Raw genomic sequence first — 17,675 nt, 5'->3', positions numbered from 1 at the left:
ACCCAAAGTGCCAGTTCAGTGGTGTCAGGCCCGACGCGCCCCAGCGACTTGCTTCAGGACGCGAGTCAGTACGTCGCTGCCCACCGGCGGCAGCGACGGCTCAAACGTCCAGGCGTGCCCGACCCAGGGGTCCGCGAGGTGGTCGTCCGGTACCGGAGTAATACGCAGAAGCGAACGCCACAGTGGATCGAGCACCGGCCCGTACTGGCCGGCGTCCTCCCGGTCGGCGACCATCAGCAGGTGGACGCCCACGGAGGGACCCTCATCGGCCAGATAACGCAGCTGGGTGAGGGCTCGGTCGTCGAAGCCGTGCGGGAAGTCGTTGACGATCAGCAGCTGCTCCGCGGTGTCCAGATCCGGAGGAAGCGAGTCGGTCACACCCCCGCGCACCGCCATCTGCGTCAGATCCACCCGCTGCACCAGCCGCGCAAGTACGGAGGTCACTCCCTGTGCACCCGTGGCGGGCGGCTCGTCGAGCACTCCGGAAGCGGTCAGCGGAGCCAGCGCCCCGCCGGCCGAGCCGGCCGGATCGATCACCTGCACGGTGAAATCCCCCGGCGGGTGGACAGCGAGCAGGCGGACGGCGTGGGCAACGGCGGTGTCCATGGCGCGGCCGCGAGATGCGGCGGAGTCCGCTTCCCCCGCCGGGCCGGTGTGCCCGCTGTCGACCCAGATCCCGCGCTCGAGCGGCAGCCGCACCAGCAGCGGAATCCGCAGCCCGGGACGGAGGGGGAGGTGCAGATCACCGACGCGCAGCGCCGTCGGAGCCTCATCCGGCACCTGGTACCCGTGCCAGACGGCGCTGTCCCAGCGGGCGAAGGCCGGGGCCAGGGCCGGTTCCACCACCTGGGACTCGGCGGTCAGCTGATCGAGGTCCCGGTCGAGTACCTCTGCTGCCTGAGCCGTCAGCAGGTCGCGCTTCTCCTGTGCCTGCCGGCGGGCCTCGGCACCCGCGGAACCGGTACGGCTGCGCGGGTCGGAGAGCGCCCGGTCGATCTCGCGCTCCAGTCGGGAGTCGGCGAAATCGACAGCGCTGCGGTACGCGGCAGCGGTGCGGGCCAGATCCTCGAACATGCCCCGGACCTGGTTGTACAGGCGCTCATCCATGGTCCGGCCGGTGGCATCGCCGGCGACAGGCCGGGCCCGCTCACCGGGGCTCTGCTCACCGAGGCTCAGCTCAGGGGTCCTGGCGCCGGGAACAACCGGTGGCGGTGCCGGGTCGGCGGTCCGCTGCCGGCGCGGATGCGTGTAGTCGACCGGGCGGCGTCCGGCGGTGTCCCCGCGGGTCCCGGTCGCGCCGCTCGGTCCGGTACGAGCCGGGGCGGCTGCCGTCGAGCGGGCCGCCGCACCGACGACTGCGTCCTGGATGGCATCCGCGAATTCCGGGGCGTGCGGCAGCCCCTGGTCGCCGAGCAGGTCCGCGAGACCACCCGCGTACCCCTGGCCGACAGCACGGACCTTCCAGGCCCCCTGTCTGCGGTAGAGCTCCAGAGCGAGAACTGCCGACTCCGCCACGAGGCCGGTGATCCGATAGCTGACGATTGCCGCGCCGTCCCGCCCGGCGACGGCGGTGAAGGGTGGGGCGAGGGAGGCGAAGGACGCGGGCCCGCCGGTGCCGGTGGGCAGAGCGAGCAGGATTGTCACCCGGTGCACGGCCTCCGGCAGCGCCTCCAGGTCCACCGACAGCCGGTGGTCCGCCGCGGCCTGCCCGGACACCTCGATACCGGGCAGCCGCGGTGATCCGGGGTGGGCGACCCACTCCGTGCCGCGGACCCTGCCCCGGTCGTCGCTGAGCGTCGCACCGGCCAGGACCGGCTTCCCGGCCGACACCCGGATGTCCAGTCGGGCCACAGGCAGGGGATGGTTCTGCCCCCGGACCAGCTCGGCCGTCATCGCACGTGTCCCCTCGCCGCGTTGCTCTTGGTCCCGCCGGGTGGTTCTGCCGGTGCGTACGGGCAGTTCCCGGCCGCGCCGCGCCGCCGGGAACTGCTGTGCCCTCCCCCAAGGCGCCGGGTGGTGACTACAGGTGCGGCAGAATCGCCGGCATCAGGTCCTGGAACGTACGGCCGTTGGCCGGGTTGCCGATCGCCGTCATCTGCCAGCCGCCGCCGGCACGGTGCACCTTCGCCATGATCTGGGCGGTGAACTGGCCGCCGCCGTCGAGCGTGTAGCGGGCGAGCTCTTCGCCGTTGGTCTCGTCGACGATGCGGCAGAAGGCGTTCTGCACCTCCTGGAACGTCTGGCCGGTGAAGGAGTTCACCGTGAAGACGATCTGGTCGATGTGTACGGGGACCCTCGCCAGGTCGACGAGGATGGCTTCGTCGTCGCCGCCCTGGCCCGCACCGCCGACCAGGTTGTCACCGGTGTGCTTGACCGAACCGTCGTCGCTGACGAGGTGGCGGAAGAAGACCACGTCAATAGGCTGCTTTTCGGCGAACAGGACCGCCGAGGCGTCCAGGTCGATCTCCCGGGTGCGGGAACCGAACAGCCCGCGCCGCGGCGCCGCCTGCCAGCCGAGTCCCATGCGCACCGCGGTCAGGGTGCCCCCGTCGTTCTTCTGCAGGCTGATGGCCTGCCCCTTGGTGAGATTGACGCCAGGGCCCTTGGCAAAATTGGCCGTCACGGCTGTCCCTTCTTCCTGTTTCCCCACGTTTTCCCCGCACCCTACGCAGTGGCGCGGACACCGCAGGAGGGCCGGGGCCCTTTTGTGTCGCTCTTGAAACAACGGGCTCGCACCCAACGGGGTCAGGCCAGACCGCCCTCCTTCATCTGGCGCAACTCCTTCTTCAGCTCACCGACTTCGTCACGGAGCCGGGCGGCCACCTCGAACTGCAGGTCCGCAGCGGCTGCGCGCATCCGCTCGGTCATCTCCTCGATGATTCCGGCCAGTTCCTCCGCGGGCCGGTCGGTCGCAACCGCCCTCGCCCGCTTCGCCCCCTTGCCGCCCTTCGCCGCTCCGCCGCCCAGCGCGGGCACCGGCGCCGTCGGCTGCTTCCCCTCCTTCGGCTTGCGGTAGCCCGTACCGAGCAGCTGCTCCGTGTCGACCTCCTCGCGCGCGATGGTCGCGACGATGTCGTTGATCTTCTTCCGCAGCGGCTGCGGGTCGAGCCCGCGCTCCTCGTTGTACGCGACCTGCTTCTCGCGGCGGCGGTTGGTCTCCTCGATGGCCTTCTCCATCGCCGGAGTGACCCGGTCCGCGTACATGTGGACCTGCCCGGAGACGTTGCGCGCGGCACGGCCGATCGTCTGGATCAGCGACGTGCCCGAGCGGAGGAAACCCTCCTTGTCGGCGTCGAGGATGGCGACCAGGGACACTTCCGGGAGGTCGAGCCCCTCACGCAGCAGGTTGATGCCGACCAGCACGTCGTACTCACCGGCCCGGAGTTCGCGCAGCAGCTCGATACGGCGCAGCGTGTCGACGTCGCTGTGCAGATAACGCACCTGGATACCGAGGTTGAGGAAGTAGTCGGTGAGGTCCTCGGCCATCTTCTTGGTCAGCGTGGTGACCAGGACCCTCTCGTCCTTCTCCGTACGCGTACGGATCTCGTGGACCAGGTCGTCGATCTGCCCCTCGGTGGGCTTGACGACGACCTCCGGGTCGACGAGTCCGGTGGGGCGGATGATCTGCTCCACGAAGCCGTCGCCGCGCGAGAGCTCGTACTTCCCCGGTGTGGCCGAGAGGTAGACGGTCTGCCCGATCCGCTTCTGGAACTCCTCCCACTTCAGCGGCCTGTTGTCCAGGGCCGACGGCAGCCGGAAGCCGTGGTCGACAAGGGTCCGCTTACGGGAAGCGTCGCCCTCGTACATCGCACCGATCTGCGGAACGGTGACATGCGATTCGTCCAGGACGAGGAGGAAGTCCTCGGGGAAGTAGTCGATCAGCGTGTTGGGAGCTGTGCCGGGGTCGCGGCCGTCGAAGTGCATCGAGTAGTTCTCGATGCCGGAGCAACTGCCGATCTGGCGCAGCATCTCCAGGTCGTAGGTCGTGCGCATGCGCAGCCGCTGGGACTCCAGCATCTTGCCCTGCTTGTCCAGCTCCCCGAGCCGCTCCTCAAGCTCCCTCTCGATGCCGTTGACCGCTTTTTCCATGCGCTCCGGGCCCGCCACGTAGTGGGTCGCGGGGAAGATGTAGAGCGACTCGTCCTCGCTGATGATCTCGCCGGTGAGCGGATGCAGCGTCGAGAGCGCCTCGATCTCGTCGCCGAACATCTCGATCCGGACGGCGAGCTCCTCGTACACCGGGAAGATCTCGATGGTGTCGCCGCGCACCCGGAAGGTGCCACGGGTGAACGCGACGTCGTTACGCGTGTACTGGATGTCGACGAACCGGCGCAGCAGCTCGTCCCGGTCGAACTCCTCGCCGACCTTGAGGGACACCATCCGGTCCACGTACTCCTGCGGCGTACCGAGGCCGTAGATGCACGAGACCGAGGCGACCACGACCACGTCGCGCCGGGTGAGCAGCGAGTTCGTCGCGGAGTGTCGCAGGCGCTCGACCTCCTCGTTGATCGAGGAGTCCTTCTCGATGTACGTATCGGACTGCGGGACGTACGCCTCGGGCTGGTAATAGTCGTAGTACGAGACGAAGTACTCGACGGCGTTGTTGGGGAGCAGCTCGCGGAACTCGTTCGCCAGCTGCGCGGCGAGCGTCTTGTTCGGCGCCATCACGAGCGTGGGGCGCTGCAGCTTCTCGATCATCCAGGCAGTGGTCGCCGACTTGCCTGTACCGGTCGCACCGAGCAGGACGACATCCTTCTCACCTGCACGGATACGCTTTTCTAGCTCAGCGATGGCCGTCGGCTGGTCACCGCTGGGCTGGTAGGGACTGACGACCTCGAAAGGCGCCACCGTGCGTTCGATCTTGGAAACGGGCCGCATGCATCCACCGTACGACCCCCCACTGACAACCGGGCCGGTTCGCGGTCCGGCCACGCTGTCGGCCCGGCCGGTGCCGCCGGTGGGGCGCCGTACGGTAGGGGCCGTGGAGAGCGGAACGCAGATCGAGTGGACCACGGTCGGCAGCGGCATCGGCCCCCTGCTGCTCGCGGCGAGCACCAGGGGGCTGGTCGGAGTGGTCTTCCACGCCGGCCCCGCCGTGCGGCGCGGTGCGCTGGAGCGGCTGGCGGCCCGGTTCGGGGCGCCGCCGGTCGAGGCGCCGGGGTCGGAGCGGCTGGCCGAGCCGGTGCGCCAGCTGGCCGCCTATTTCGCCGGGGGCCTGCGCTCGTTCTCGCTGCCGCTGGACTGGACACTGACCTCCGGTTTCAACCGTCAGGTGCTGCGTGAACTGGCGTCCGGCGTGCCGTACGGGTCCGTCGTCGGGTACGGGGACCTGGCCGGCCGGGTGGGGCAGCCCCGGGCCGCGCAGGCGGTGGGCGTCGCGATGGCGTCGAATCCGCTGCCCGTCGTCGTGCCCTGTCACCGGGTGGTGGAGAGCAACGGCGGCCTGGGCGGGTTCGGGGGCGGCCCGGAGACCAAGCGGCAGCTCCTCGCCCTGGAGGGCGTACTGCCGCAGCCCCTGTTCTGACCCGGCCCCCGGTCCTGCTCCGGGCCGATCCGATCCGGTCCCGGGCCGTGGCCGGAGGCCGGCCCGGCTCCGCGGCAGGCCGTTCCAGCCGTGGTCATCCGACCGGCCCTGATCGTCCGAGCCCTGGTCAGAGGCTGACGTGGTACGCCTTGCGCAGCGTCTCGTGGACGGTCCACGTCGTACGGTCGCCCTCCCGCAGCACGCAGGCGTCGCCGGGCCCGAGCCGCAGCGTCCCGCCGCCCTCGACCGCGACGGTCGCGCGCCCGCTGACAACCACGAACAGCTCGTTGGCCTCGGTGTCCGTCACCACGCCGGGCGTGATCTGCCAGATCCCGCGCAGCTGTGTGCCGTCCGCGGACTCCCACAGGACCTTTCCGGTGACCACGGGGTCTCCGGAGATGATCTGTGCGGGATCGAGCGGTTCGGGCTCCAGCTCGGCGTCCGGTATGTGCACGGCAAAAGAGGCGGGTGTCTGATCACTTGTCGTCATGGCGGGCAACCTTAGCGATCAGGACGAGCCGGAAGTATCCGGTGTCCACCGGCTCGCGCCGGACGGCCGCGGTGAAGCCGGCGGCCGGTCCGTCGCAGAAGAGTCCGACCGGGTCCATGACGCACGGACTGTCCTGGGCTCCCCCTCTCTCCGGACCGACTGTCAGTGGTGGCATCTAGCTTGGAGTCAGTGGAGACCGGCCGGACGGGCCGGTCCCTGGGGAGGGGTGTGCCGTGGCCGCTGGGTCGGGAGAGACGACGTATCTGGAGCTGTCCCAGGAGGACGGCGGGGCGCACAAGTTCTACGAAGTGACCGTGGTCGGGGCCACGGTGAGTGTGCGGTACGGGCGGATCGGCGCGGAAGGCCAGCGCCAGGTCTCCTCCTTCCCGACGTCGGTCAAGGCGCAGGCGGCAGCGGCGAAGAAGGTGGGCGAGAAGGTCCGCAAGGGGTACGCGCCCGCGATACGGGGACAGCGCGCGGCACGGTCGGTGACGCGGCGTCAGGTGACCTCGGCTCCCTCGACGGCGCGGGCGACGGCGCCTGTTCTCTGGCGTTTCCGCACCGGCACTTCCGCGTTCGGCATCCATATCGACGAGGATCACTGCTGGGTCGGCAATCAGCGGGGCGATGTGTTCACGCTGGGCCACGACGGCGAGGTGCTGGCCCGGTTCTCGCTTCCGGACGGGGTCAAGTGCCTGGTCGCCGACGACTTCTGGATATACGCGGGCTGCGACGACGGGAAGGTGTACGACCTGTCGTCCAAGGTGCCGTTCGCCGCCTACGAGATCGCGGACGACGTGGACATCTTCTGGCTGGACATCCACGAGGGCGTGTTGAACGTGTCGGACCACAGCGGCGGTCTCACGGTCATCGACCACGAGGACGAGTTCCAGTGGTCGCGCCGCTCCAAGGGCAGCAACGCGTGGATGGTGCGCGCCGACGACCATGCGGTGTACCACGGCCACACACACGGCGTGACGGCCTACGCGGCTGACGGCACCGGCGAGTTGTGGCATGCGGACACCTTCGGCGGTGTGCTCTTCGGCTGGCAGGAGGAGACGTCGGTGTACGCGGGTACGGGCCGTCAGGTCGTCGAGCGGCTCTCCAAGGCGACCGGCCGGAGCGAGGCGCGGTACCAGTGCGACGCCGCCGTGTACTCCTGCGCGACGTCCGCCGACGGGGAGTACGTCTTCGCAGGCGATCTGGCCTCGTCCGTCTACTGCTTCACTTCGGAGGGCACCCGGCTGTGGAAGCTGGGAACGGGTGGCGGCTCGGCGCTCTCGATGCAGTACCACGAGGAGAAGCTCTATGTCGTCACGACCGACGGTTCGCTGGCCTGCATCGACGCGAGCGAGGCCGCCATCACCGCGGCACAGGGCGGGTCCCTGCCGGTCGCCGTGGACGTCAAGCAGGCAGCCGCGCTGCCCACCTACACACCGACGGCCGACGTGGCCACCGTGAGCGTGGTTCCCGCGCCTGGTGCCGGGATCGTCGTGGAATGCGTACAGGTCGGAGGCAGGCTGCGGGTCCAGGTGGTGTCGGACGGCTATGAGCCGACCTGGCACGTGCAGTTCCCGCGGGGGATACGACAGGCCGGCGCCCGCTATGTGGTGGACGCCCTGCACTCCTCGACGGGGGGCTTCTACCGGGTGCGGGGCGAGATAAAGCGCCTCGTGTAACGGGCGCCGGACCAGTGGTCAGCAGGCCAGTGGTCAGCAGGCCAGTGGTCAGCAGGCCAGTGGTCATCGCTCGCCGGTGGTCATCATGCCGGGGGCCCGCTCCAGGCGAGGTGGTCCGGGTGGTCCGCCCGTACGACCACGTCAGCTGTCTCCGCCGGGCCGACCTCATCCTCGTACCGCTGGAAGGCGGACAGGGCCCACTGCTCGTCGGCGCCCGTGCGGCGCTGGAGCGCACCTGGAGAGAGCCGCAGATGGACGCTCAGATCGAAGGGAAACCAGTGTCCGAACAGGAACGGCCCCTGCACGATGACCAGCGCTCCTTCCGGCAGCTGCTGATACGGGCTGCGGGTGGCACGATCGGTCACCGGGTCCCACAGGTCGGGCAGTACTCGTCCGCTCCCGCCCGCCTCCAGCGGACCGAAGACCTCGCGCCAGAGCGCGCCCGTGTCGAACCAACTGCTGTAGTACGCGTCGGGATCCCGCTTCCCGAACTCGTACCGCAGTGACGCCGGACGCAGAAAATCCTGCGTCCCGACCACATGCACGGCTCGCCCGCGGATCCGCAGCCCGTCAGCGACAGCGGCCGCCAACTCGCCGCCCGGCGCCGCGGGAGCGCCGTCCATCGCGATCTTGGGCCAGGGGCCGCCGTCCCCGGCCTTCAGTTCATCGGCGCTCCGGACCAGAGCGTCGGTCAGCCGTTCCCAGGAGATCGCTTCGAGTCGCACCCGTTCATCATCGCCGAACCGGCCTCTACGATCGGCCGTATGGATCTCGAATTCGCGCAGAAGTTCGCCGCGCAGTGGCGGGAGGACTGGAACTCACATGACTTGGAGCGGATTCTCGCCCACTACCACGAGGACGTCACCTTCAGTTCCCCGATGATCGCGCGCTTCAACGGTGACGCGTCGGGGACCGTTCACGGCAAGGACCAGCTGCGGGCTTACTGGCGGACGGGGCTCGACCGTATCCCCGACCTGCACTTCGACGTCATGGACGTACGGACGGGGGTCGACTCGTTGGTGATCGACTACCGGAACCAGATCGGCGGGCGGGTCTACGAGGTGCTGACCTTCCGGGACGGACTGGTGATCGCGGGCTTCGGTGCATATGGCACGGTGCTTGCTGTCGCAGAGTGAGCGGGGAGCATGGCGCCGCGCCGCTCCGCAGCACCTCCAGCACCTTCAACCTTCAACACCTTCAGCACCTCCAGTACCTTCAACCTCCAGCACCTCCAGCACCTCCAGCACCTCCAGCACCCGGACATGGAGCGGGCCCGGAGGTGTGTCCAACCCCCGGGCCCCGATGATGCCGCCCCACTGCACACGCCGGCCCCGCTTGAGGGCGCAGGTCAGCTGTTACGTCGTCGCGCTCTGCCATTGAGCTACCGCCCCATGGAGAGGGGCGGGCCGGGGTCGAACCGGCAACCGACGACCAAGCCCGCGCCCGGTCAGGCCGGCGATGAGCGGCGAATGCTGAGTCTGGAGCAAGAGTCTGAGATGGCACGCGGCTGATGCCGCTTCATCACGACGAACTTCAGTTTCAGCTTGCGCTCCTCGCGCGCCCCGGCCGCACGGAGGCGGCCGGGGAGTCTTTACGCCCGCGGCCCGCTACCCCTGCCCGTCTCCGAAGAGGTAGCCGAACACCGTGTCGCCCACGTGCTCGTCGGTGACATCTGCGCCGTTCGCGTCCTCGCGCGCGAACTTCACCGCCTGCTGCAACTTCTCGATCCGGCCGACCAGCTCATTGACCCGACGAGCGGGCAGCGCACCGGAGAACTTGACCGTGGTCCAGTAACCGACGGGCACGTCCTCGTAGTACACCTCGACCTGTGCCGGGTGATTTTCGGTCGCCTCGGCCTTGACGTGGTTGCGGGGCACTTTCCGCGTACGGACCGTGCGTACCGGCTCCGTCTTCCAGGCATCGGTCGAGGGGTCCTGCACCCAGAATTCGGATGCGTCGAGAACAGGCAGTTTCCGCGCGAAGGCATGGAGATCCGTGAGCTGTTTCTCCAGGAAAAGCAAATACGAAACCGGTACGGCTGTGAGCAGCACGCGACCGTCGACCTTCACATCGGCGCGAGCGGAGCAGTTCGCCCGGTCCTTGGTGGCGGTGACATCGAAAAGCCTGGTCAGGGTTGTGGCGGTGTCACGCAGGACGTCCTCGGCCTGCACCTGGACCCGCGTGGACTCGGGCGGCAGCTGCTCGCCCTCTTCGTCCTTCGGCTGGTAGGTACGGGAAATCCCCGACAGCAGGACCGGCTTCTGCAAACCCTGCTGAGCCGCGGTGAGGTCCTGGTGGGACTTGGACTTGATTCCCTTTTCGACTGCGATGATCTGATTGAGTTTCGCCACGCATGGAACGTATCAGCGACAACTCCCCGGACTCCAGGGATTATTACCGCCACCGCCAATGCACGAGGAGTGGTGGCACGCTGCCGCCAGGAACCCGGTGCTCCGTCCCGGACCTCGGACCTCACCATCGCGAACCTCCTGCGGAGCCTTTGGCATTGAGGCACCCCGCAAGGGGAAGTACCTTGCCATGACGGAACGCCCGCTGCTGCTCATCGACGTGGATGGCCCCCTCAACCCGTACACCGCCCGGTTCGCAGGGCTGCGCGGCTACACAGCACACCGCTTCCACCCGGCCAACTGGCTGGCCCGCCAGACCCCGGGCTCCCGTGCCCACCGCCGCGGCCTGCGCGTCCGCCTCCACCCGGGCCACGGGACCCGCCTCACCGCCCTCCCCTTCGAACTCGCCTGGGCCACCACGTGGATGCACCAGGCCAACGAGATGATCGCCCCGGCCATCGGCCTGTCGGGCACGCTGCCGGTCATCGAATGGCCCGAGCTCTTCGCGAAGGACCCGGACGGCCTCTACTGGAAGACCCGCCCCCTCCTGGAATGGGCCGCGGGCCGCGCGTTCGCCTGGGTCGACGACCTGATCACGGACCTGGACACGGCGCACGTCACTGCGCACCACGACGCGCCGTCGCTGCTCCTGCGCATCGACCCCCGGCAGGGCTTGCGGGAAAGGGACTTCAACGCTCTGACCGACTGGTCGAAGTCACTCTGATCCGGCGGGGCAAGACCCTGCACACTGCGGCAGCAGGCAGCAGGCAGCAGGCATCGGCACAGTGACCGGCTCGTGCCGTTGACGAACTCACGCCGTCCCGCCCCCTGCTCCTGGTGGTGACCGGTGCACGCCGTCAGCACCAGGACCCGGCAACGGGGCGTATCCAGCCGGGAACTCGACGGCTCGACGACGACTGACCCGTCCGTGATTGAGCTGGTCCGCGACGAGGCCCATGTACTGGACGTGTCCCGTCCCGGACCACGTCCCCGGGTTTCCCGAGCCCGGCCTGCCCTCGCCGTGAGCGCGACTCCGCATCCGGCGTTCACCCGCACTGCGATCCCGGACCGGTACGCAGAGCGGATCAGCCATGGCGCGTAGCCCCCGTCCTGCCCCCGGGAACGTCCTGCCGGAAGGGTCGCGCCGGCCCCGTGGACCGAAGCTCCGCCCGGACACACTCGCAGCGGGACCAGCTCGCACCGAGCAGCGGCCGCGGCTCCGCGGCCCGGCCGGCGAACGGGCCGGGGACAGCTGACGTCGCAGGGCCATCCTCGGGGCAAGCCGGGCAGTTCAGGACACCCGAGCCGCCCCCGTTCACCATGTGCAACGGCCCCTTGACCGCGCCCCCGTCGCCTCGTACGGTGCTCGCACCTCGCAGGTATATCGATTAACCACCTCCCAGGTACCCCACTCCCCTGCTCCCCCGTAGGAGGCCGCACGCCGTGCGTTCCATGCTGAATCGCCGCGGGTTCATCTCCGCGGGTGCGGCCGTCGCCGCCGGTGTCGCCGTACCCTCGTTGTCCGGGTGCGGGGTGCTCGGAGGGGACGAGTCCGACCCCGACACCCTGGTCATCCACAGTTCGCTGGGCGGCACCGCGCCCGGGTCCGCGACCTTCCGGGCCGTACTCGACATGTTCCGCAAGGAGAACCCGGGGCTCAAGGTCAAGAGCCTGATCAACGGGGATGAACTGGGGCAGGTCTACGAGACTTCACGGCTGGCGCACAAAGAGGCCGACGTCGTCATGGTCAACCTCTACGACAAGACCGTCTCCTGGACCGAACTCGGCGCCACCGTCACCGTCAACGGCTATCTCGACGACTGGGACCTGCGCAAGCGCATCCTGCCCGCAGCCCTCACCGAGTGGACCGACGAGAAGGGCAGGCTCCGCGCCCTTCCGTACATCGCGAGCAACTGGCCCGTCGCCTTCAACCGCAGCGTGATGCGCAAGGCCGGCGTCGAGGACATCCCGCTCACCGGGGACGCGCTGATGGCCGCGGCGAAGAAGCTGCGGGCGAAGGGCACCGCCCCCGTCACCATCGGCGGCAACGACTGGACCGGGCAGAAGCTCCTCGCCCAGATCATCCAGTCCTTCCTCACCGCCGACCAGGCCAAGAAGCTCTACGCCACCGGAGACTTCAACGGGATCAAGGGCGCGCGGGAGGGCATCGAGTACTTCGTCGAGCTGCGGGACGCCGGGGTCTTCACCGACAAGGCCCAGGGGCTCACCACCGACTCGATGACCACGCAGTTCAACACCGAGGCCGCCGCCATGCAGTCGGCGATGTCCTCGGCCCTGGCCCGGGTTCCCGACAACGTTGCCAGCCATACGGATGTCGGCGGCTGGCCCTTGCCGCCCGGCGCCGTGCACGACAAGCCGACCATCCTGCGGACCTTCACCGTCTCCGGATTCTGGGTCAGCCCCAACGGCACCAAGAAGATCGGGACCGTCGAGAAGTTCGTGCGCTTCATGTACCGGCCGGAGGTCGTCAGCCGGTTCATCAAGGAGGGCGGCAGGGACATGGCGGTGCGGACGGACACCCTGAGCGACCAGTTCCCGCTGGTCGCCAAGGCGCAGCAGCTCGGCAGCAGCGTCAGCCAGGTCGTGCTGCCCGACCTCTACGTACCGCCGTCGGCCGTGCAGCCGATGATCCAGGCCACCAGCACCGCGTTCACCCCGGGTGTCAGCTCCCGCCGTATTCTCTCCGCGCTCCAGGGCGCCTACCGCAACGCCTGAGGAGGCAACCCCATGACGATGACCTCATCCGTCAGGCCCGCCTCCCGGCCGGCTGCTCCGCCCTCCGCCGCACGGCGCAAGCAGCGAGGTCCGCGCACGACGATCCTCGCGCTGCCCGCCCTCGTCTGGTACCTGGTCTTCATGGTCGGGCCGATGGTCGCGATCTTCGTGATCGCGGCCCTGCACTGGCCCGGCATGCTCCAGCCGACGTCCTTCGCCGGCGTCGACAACTTCCGCGCCCTCTTCGACGATCCGGTGTTCTGGCAGGCGGTGCGCAACACCGGTCTTCAGATGGTCATCGCGCTTCCGGTGATGATCGTCTGCGCCTACATGATCGGTTACTACGTCGCCCAGAAGCCGCCCGGCCACCGGGTGATCCGCTACCTGCTGTTCGTCCCCGGGCTCATCTCCACCCCGGCCAAGGCGATGGTGTTCTACGCCGCCCTCTCCCCCGACGGGCTGGTCAACGGCGCCCTGAAGTCGGTCGGTCTCGGGTCGATGACCGACGCCTGGCTCGCCAACCCGGACACCGCGCTCTACTGTCTGATCGCGCTGGACGTCTGGGCCGGTATCGGCTTCACCGCGGTCCTCTTCGCGGCGCGTCTCGACAGTGTGCCCGAGGAGATCGGCGAGGCGGCGCAGCTGGACGGCGCTGGACACTGGCGCGCCATGTGGCGCATCCACTTCCCGGTCATCAAGGAGTACGTCGGCGTCGTCACGATGCTCCAGTTCCTCTGGACGCTCTTCGGCTCCGCGCAGCAGGTGCTGCTGCTGACCCAGGGCGGACCGGCCAACTCCTCGACCACGCTGTCCTTCCTCGTCTACGAGAAGGCCTTCATGGAGAGCGACCTCGGCTACAGCCAGGCCGTCGGCGTGGTCCTCTTCCTCGCGGGGCTGGCCGGACTGCTCGCCATCCGCCGCGCCTTCCGCCAGAGCTACTGATCGGAGCCCGACCCCATGGCCACCATGAAGTTCAGGAAGTCCTGGCTCCCGGCGCACATTCTGGTGTGGGCCTACGCCGTGCTGCTCGCCATCCCGCTCTATTACTTCCTGGCGTCGGCGTTCAAGTCCAACGAGGCCATCTTCGCCCACCCGCTCGCCCCGCCGACCTCCCTCGGCCTGGGGAACTTCCGTACTGCCTTCGAGAGCGCCGATCTGGGGATGGCGATCCTCAACTCCGGGATCGTCACGGTGTTCTCGCTGGCTCTGACACTGGGGCTCGCCATACCGGCGGCGTTCTCGCTGGCCCGCGCGCAGGGCCGGGTCGGTTCCGTCATCGAGAAGGTCTTCTCGCTCGGCTTCCTCATTCCCACCTTCGCCGCCCTCTTCCCCACCTTCCTGCTGTCGGCGGCCACCGGGCTCTTCCACACCCGGCTGTTCATGGTGCTGTTCCTGCCCGCCACCGCGATGCCGCTGTCGGTGGTGATCCTCATCCAGTTCATGCGCACCATCCCGCCCGAGATGGAGGAGGCCGCCAGGATCGACGGCGCGTCGACCTTCGGCGTGCTGCGGCACATCTACACCCCGATGTGCATGCCGGGTATCGCGACGGTGCTGCTGCTGAACTTCCTGACCTTCTGGAACGAGTACCTGTACTCACTGATCATCATCGGCCCGGACCCCGACCTGCGGACCATCCAGGTCGCGCTGCCCACCCTCAAGTCGCAGATCGGCACCGACTACGGCATCCTCACGGCCGGCACGATCCTGACCCTCATCCCGGTCTGGATCATGTACACGCTGCTGCAGAAGCGGATGCAGCAGGCCCTGGTCAGCGGCGCGGTGAAGATGTGAGTCCCGGCACGTCGGCCGCCCCCCGGCCCACGATCAAGGACGTCGCGGCGGAGGCCGGGGTCTCGACCGCGGCCGTCTCTAAGGTCTTCAACAACACCGGCCGGATCTCCGAACCTACCCGCCGCCGGGTGCTGGAGACAGCCGGGCGCCTCGGCTGGTCACCGAGCGCGTCGGCCAGCGCGCTGCGCCGGGCCCGTACCCGCACGGTGGCGATGGTCGTACGCCGCCCGACCGACGTACTCGGCACGGATCTGCACTTCTCGGAGCTGATCACCGGGCTGGAGAGTGAGCTGTCGCCCCGCGGCTACGGACTGCTGCTGCATCTGGCAGGCGACGTGCGGGAGGAGACAGCGCTGTACGAGCGGCTCGCCGCAGAGGGCCGGGTCGACGGGGCCGTACTGACCGAGCACCGGGCCGACGACCCGCGCCCGCCGCTCCTCGAACGGCTCGGGCTGCCCGCGGTCCTGCTGGGCACGGCGCACGGCAGCGGAGTCAGCGAAGCCGCCCGCCATCTGCTGGACCTGGGCCACCGGCGCATCGCCTACGTCACCGGGCCGACGGGGCTGCTGCACACGCGCTTTCGCCGGCAGGTCTTCGAGGAGACCCTGGCCTCGGCGGACCTCGCCCCGGTCGCGGTGCTCCACACGGACTTCACCGAAGCTGCCGCCACCGCGGCCACCGAGCGCCTGCTCGCACTCGAACCGCGTCCCACCGCCATCGTGTTCGCGAACGACTCGATGGCGGTCTGCGGCATCGGCACGGCGCAGCGCGCCGGGCTCTCGGTGCCCGCCGACCTGTCCGTCGTCGGCTACGACAACCTGCCGGTCGGCAGCTGGATCCACCCCCGGCTGACCACCGTCGACCAGTACGTCCAGCAGGCCGGCGCGGCCGCCGCGCGGGCACTGCTCGCGCGGTGCGGCGAGAACGTACCCACTGAACCCCTCACCGGACAACCCCGGCTCGTCGTACGCGAGTCGACCGGCCCCGTCTGATTTCCTGGAGCACGAAACATGCAGCGCCACAGCGCCCAGCTCGCCCACGACCCGGCCGTTCTGCCCTGGCTCGGCGCCAACTTCTGGTCCCGCACCGGCGGCCCGCTGATGTGGCGGAACTACGATCCCCGTGTGGTGCGCGAGGAGCTCGCCGTACTGCGCGAGCACGGGCTCAACATGACCCGTTCGTTCTTCTACTGGCCCGACTTCCACCCCGAGCCGCACCGGATCGACGAGGAGCTGTGCGAACGCTTCCGGGACTTCCTGGACGCGCACAGCGAGTACGGGATGGGCACGGTGCCCACCTTCATCGTCGGCCACATGTCCGGCGAGAACTGGGACCCGGTCTGGCGCGCGGGCCGCGACCTCTACGAGGACGTGTGGATGGTCGGCCGGCAGGCCTGGTTCGCGAGTGAGATGACCCGGCGTTTCAAGGACCACGCAGCCGTCACGGGCTGGCTGATCACCAACGAGATGCCCGGGTACGGGCGGATCTACCAGGTCGACCCGCCGTCGGCGGATGTGGTGACGGCGTGGGCACAGTCGATGTGCAACGCGGTGCGGGCGGCGGGAGGCACCCAGCCGGTCTCGCTCGGCGACGGCGCCTGGGGGCAGGAGGTGACCGGGCGCGACAACGGCTTCTCGCTGCGCGAGACCGCCGAGTACGTCGACTTCGTCGGGCCGCACGTCTACCGCTCCGATACGGACCCGGTCCGTCAGCACTACCGGGCGGCCTTCGAGTGCGAACTCGCAGCGGTGACGGGGCAGCCGGTGGTCCTCGAGGAGTTCGGCCTGTCCACGGACACGGTGTCGGCGCGCAACGCGGGTGTGTACTACCGCCAGACGCTGCACAACTCGCTGCTGGGCGGGGCGACGGGCTGGATGGCCTGGAACAACACGGACTACGACGACCTGTGGGACCAGTCGCCCTACGACCACCACCCCTTCGAGATGCACTTCGGCATCACGGACAGCGAGGGGCGCCCGAAGGAGCCGCTGCGGGAGCTCGCCGCCTTCGCCGCGGTGCTCGGCCAGGTCGACTTCGCCCGTTGCCGGCGTGCGGACGCCGGAGCCGCGCTGGTCGTACCCGCGTTCCTGGAGCGCGGCTACCCCTACAGCCGGCCGGCGGACCGCCCGCTGATCTTCTCCTCGCTGCACCAGGGGTACGTCGCGGCACACGGCGCGGATCTGCCGGTCGGGTTCGTACGGGAGGCGGACGGGCTCGCCGACGACGTCCAGCTGTATCTGCTGCCCTCGACCCGCCAGCTGACGACACGGACCCGGCGGGACCTGGAGCGGCGGGCCCGCGAGGGGGCGACCGTCTATCTGTCGTTCTGCTCGGGTGAACACCCGGCGACCCGCGGGCCGTGGTTCCACGACCTGGACGGCCTCTTCGGTGTGGAGCACCAGCTGTCGTACGGGGTCACCGAGCCGATCGAGGACAAGGACCTCGATCTGACCTTCACGGAGGACTTCGGAACGCTGAAGGCCGGTGAGACGCTGCGTTTCCCTGTCGCCGGGAACGAGGACAGCATCGCCTATCTGCCCGTCCTGCCGACGAGCGCCCGCGTGGTGGCGACCGACGCCCACGGCAGGCCCGCGCTGCTGGTGAACGAGACCGGGGAGGGCAGGGCCGTACTGGCGACCTACCCGCTGGAGCACATGGCTGCCCGCACGGCGCGCGTCAACCCCGAGCAGACGCACCGGCTGTACGAGGCCCTCGCGGAGATCGCCGGGGTGACCCGTCCGGTGACGGTGGACACCCCGTACGTCAGCGCCGATGTGCTGGTCCACGAGGACGGCAGGCGCTTCGTCTGGCTGGTCAGCCAGTCACCGTCCGCCCTGGCGGTGCGGCCGGCCGGGGGCAGGCTCTTCGGCCTCGGTACGGGGGCGGAGTCGCCGGAGGTCACGCTGGAGCCGTACGGGGTCCAGGTACTCGAACTGCGGTAGGCACAGTGCGAGACAGCCGCGGCTTCGGGCGGACGCGGCTGCCGTCGGGCGCAGCCTCGGGCGGGCTCCGGACCGGCTGCGCGACCCTGTGCGTGGGCCCGGGGTCGCGCGAGCCTGCCTGAGGGTGCGTGAGCCGTGGGGCCGTCGGCCGAACCGGTCAGT

The 17,675-nt window shown here is 69.3% G+C and carries 16 protein-coding genes; 9 read left to right on the top strand and 7 right to left on the bottom strand.

The window, feature by feature from the left end; translation table 11 throughout:
* Positions 1-24: 24 nt before the first annotated feature.
* From OG584_RS27170 to uvrB, 3 genes are all read right to left on the bottom strand, one after another.
* Positions 25-1,893 (bottom strand): TerD family protein, encoded by a 1,869-nt coding sequence (locus OG584_RS27170; protein ID WP_405781682.1) that lies wholly within the window; start codon positions 1,891-1,893, stop codon positions 25-27.
* A 127-nt stretch (positions 1,894-2,020) separates the two neighbouring features.
* A complete protein-coding gene (locus tag OG584_RS27165; RefSeq protein ID WP_405781681.1) occupies positions 2,021-2,623 on the bottom strand; it encodes a TerD family protein in 603 nt (200 codons plus the stop codon).
* A gap of 122 nt (positions 2,624-2,745) precedes the next feature.
* Positions 2,746-4,878: an excinuclease ABC subunit UvrB gene (gene uvrB, locus OG584_RS27160; RefSeq protein WP_405781680.1), complete on the bottom strand. Its 2,133-nt coding sequence runs from the start codon at positions 4,876-4,878 to the stop codon at positions 2,746-2,748.
* Between the two features lie 79 nt (positions 4,879-4,957).
* Here uvrB and OG584_RS27155 point away from each other — a divergent pair, with 79 nt between their 5' ends.
* A complete protein-coding gene (locus OG584_RS27155) occupies positions 4,958-5,524 on the top strand; it encodes a methylated-DNA--[protein]-cysteine S-methyltransferase (protein WP_405781678.1) in 567 nt (188 codons plus the stop codon).
* A gap of 127 nt (positions 5,525-5,651) precedes the next feature.
* Here OG584_RS27155 and OG584_RS27150 read toward each other — a convergent pair whose 3' ends face one another.
* Positions 5,652-6,014, bottom strand: a complete 363-nt coding sequence (locus OG584_RS27150) for a cupin domain-containing protein (protein ID WP_405781677.1) — start codon at positions 6,012-6,014, stop codon at positions 5,652-5,654.
* A complete protein-coding gene (locus OG584_RS27145) occupies positions 6,001-6,132 on the bottom strand; it encodes a hypothetical protein (protein WP_405781675.1) in 132 nt (43 codons plus the stop codon). The genes OG584_RS27150 and OG584_RS27145 overlap by 14 nt, the downstream gene beginning before the upstream one ends.
* 115 nt (positions 6,133-6,247) lie before the next feature.
* On the opposite strand from OG584_RS27145, the gene OG584_RS27140 reads away from it, so the two are divergent.
* The gene (locus OG584_RS27140; protein WP_405781673.1) at positions 6,248-7,693 is read left to right on the top strand and encodes a WGR domain-containing protein; all 1,446 of its coding nucleotides are present in this window, start codon (positions 6,248-6,250) and stop codon (positions 7,691-7,693) included.
* 83 nt (positions 7,694-7,776) lie between these two features.
* Here OG584_RS27140 and OG584_RS27135 read toward each other — a convergent pair whose 3' ends face one another.
* The gene (locus OG584_RS27135; RefSeq protein ID WP_405781671.1) at positions 7,777-8,418 is read right to left on the bottom strand and encodes a uridine kinase; all 642 of its coding nucleotides are present in this window, start codon (positions 8,416-8,418) and stop codon (positions 7,777-7,779) included.
* A 39-nt stretch (positions 8,419-8,457) separates the two neighbouring features.
* On the opposite strand from OG584_RS27135, the gene OG584_RS27130 reads away from it, so the two are divergent.
* The gene (locus tag OG584_RS27130) at positions 8,458-8,829 is read left to right on the top strand and encodes a nuclear transport factor 2 family protein (RefSeq protein WP_405781669.1); all 372 of its coding nucleotides are present in this window, start codon (positions 8,458-8,460) and stop codon (positions 8,827-8,829) included.
* 471 nt (positions 8,830-9,300) lie between these two features.
* On the opposite strand, the gene OG584_RS27125 is transcribed toward OG584_RS27130, so the two are convergent.
* Complete coding sequence (locus OG584_RS27125) at positions 9,301-10,044, bottom strand: hypothetical protein (protein WP_405781667.1); 744 nt, start codon at positions 10,042-10,044, stop codon at positions 9,301-9,303.
* A gap of 187 nt (positions 10,045-10,231) precedes the next feature.
* Here OG584_RS27125 and OG584_RS27120 point away from each other — a divergent pair, with 187 nt between their 5' ends.
* The 6 genes from OG584_RS27120 to OG584_RS27095 all read left to right on the top strand — a co-directional run bounded on the left by OG584_RS27120 (position 10,232) and on the right by OG584_RS27095 (position 17,513).
* Positions 10,232-10,765, top strand: coding sequence for a hypothetical protein (locus OG584_RS27120; protein WP_405781665.1), 534 nt, complete (start codon positions 10,232-10,234; stop codon positions 10,763-10,765).
* Positions 10,766-11,484: 719 nt separating this feature from the next.
* On the top strand, positions 11,485-12,777 hold the full coding sequence (locus tag OG584_RS27115; protein ID WP_405781663.1) for an ABC transporter substrate-binding protein: 1,293 nt from the start codon (positions 11,485-11,487) through the stop codon (positions 12,775-12,777).
* Between the two features lie 12 nt (positions 12,778-12,789).
* On the top strand, positions 12,790-13,719 hold the full coding sequence (locus OG584_RS27110) for a carbohydrate ABC transporter permease (RefSeq protein WP_405781662.1): 930 nt from the start codon (positions 12,790-12,792) through the stop codon (positions 13,717-13,719).
* Positions 13,720-13,743: 24 nt separating this feature from the next.
* Positions 13,744-14,571 (top strand): carbohydrate ABC transporter permease, encoded by an 828-nt coding sequence (locus tag OG584_RS27105; RefSeq protein WP_405784308.1) that lies wholly within the window; start codon positions 13,744-13,746, stop codon positions 14,569-14,571.
* Entirely contained in the window at positions 14,568-15,563 is a 996-nt protein-coding gene (locus OG584_RS27100; protein WP_405781661.1) for a LacI family DNA-binding transcriptional regulator, read from the top strand. Before OG584_RS27105 ends, OG584_RS27100 begins: the two co-directional genes overlap by 4 nt.
* Before the next feature lie 18 nt (positions 15,564-15,581).
* Positions 15,582-17,513 carry a cellulase family glycosylhydrolase gene (locus OG584_RS27095; RefSeq protein ID WP_405781659.1) on the top strand — a complete coding sequence of 644 codons (1,932 nt, stop codon included), beginning with the start codon at positions 15,582-15,584 and terminating at the stop codon, positions 17,511-17,513.
* Positions 17,514-17,675 lie beyond the last annotated feature (162 nt).

The organism is Streptomyces sp. NBC_00859, assembly GCF_045161865.1.
In the GTDB taxonomy this organism is placed as follows: Bacteria; Actinomycetota; Actinomycetes; order Streptomycetales; family Streptomycetaceae; genus Streptomyces.
This window is presented reverse-complemented; position numbering and strand designations above follow the sequence as displayed.

Excerpts from the sequence above, each read along its gene's own strand:
- OG584_RS27170 (WP_405781682.1), bottom strand. The coding sequence starts at position 1,893 with ATGACGGCCGAGCTGGTCCGGGGGCAGAACCATCCCCTGCCTGTGGCC.
- uvrB (WP_405781680.1), bottom strand. The coding sequence starts at position 4,878 with ATGCGGCCCGTTTCCAAGATCGAACGCACGGTGGCGCCTTTCGAGGTC.
- OG584_RS27150 (WP_405781677.1), bottom strand. The coding sequence starts at position 6,014 with ATGACGACAAGTGATCAGACACCCGCCTCTTTTGCCGTGCACATACCG.
- OG584_RS27145 (WP_405781675.1), bottom strand. The coding sequence starts at position 6,132 with ATGGACCCGGTCGGACTCTTCTGCGACGGACCGGCCGCCGGCTTCACC.
- OG584_RS27130 (WP_405781669.1), top strand. The coding sequence starts at position 8,458 with ATGGATCTCGAATTCGCGCAGAAGTTCGCCGCGCAGTGGCGGGAGGAC.
- OG584_RS27120 (WP_405781665.1), top strand. The coding sequence starts at position 10,232 with ATGACGGAACGCCCGCTGCTGCTCATCGACGTGGATGGCCCCCTCAAC.
- OG584_RS27110 (WP_405781662.1), top strand. The coding sequence starts at position 12,790 with ATGACGATGACCTCATCCGTCAGGCCCGCCTCCCGGCCGGCTGCTCCG.
- OG584_RS27105 (WP_405784308.1), top strand. The coding sequence starts at position 13,744 with ATGAAGTTCAGGAAGTCCTGGCTCCCGGCGCACATTCTGGTGTGGGCC.
- OG584_RS27095 (WP_405781659.1), top strand. The coding sequence starts at position 15,582 with ATGCAGCGCCACAGCGCCCAGCTCGCCCACGACCCGGCCGTTCTGCCC.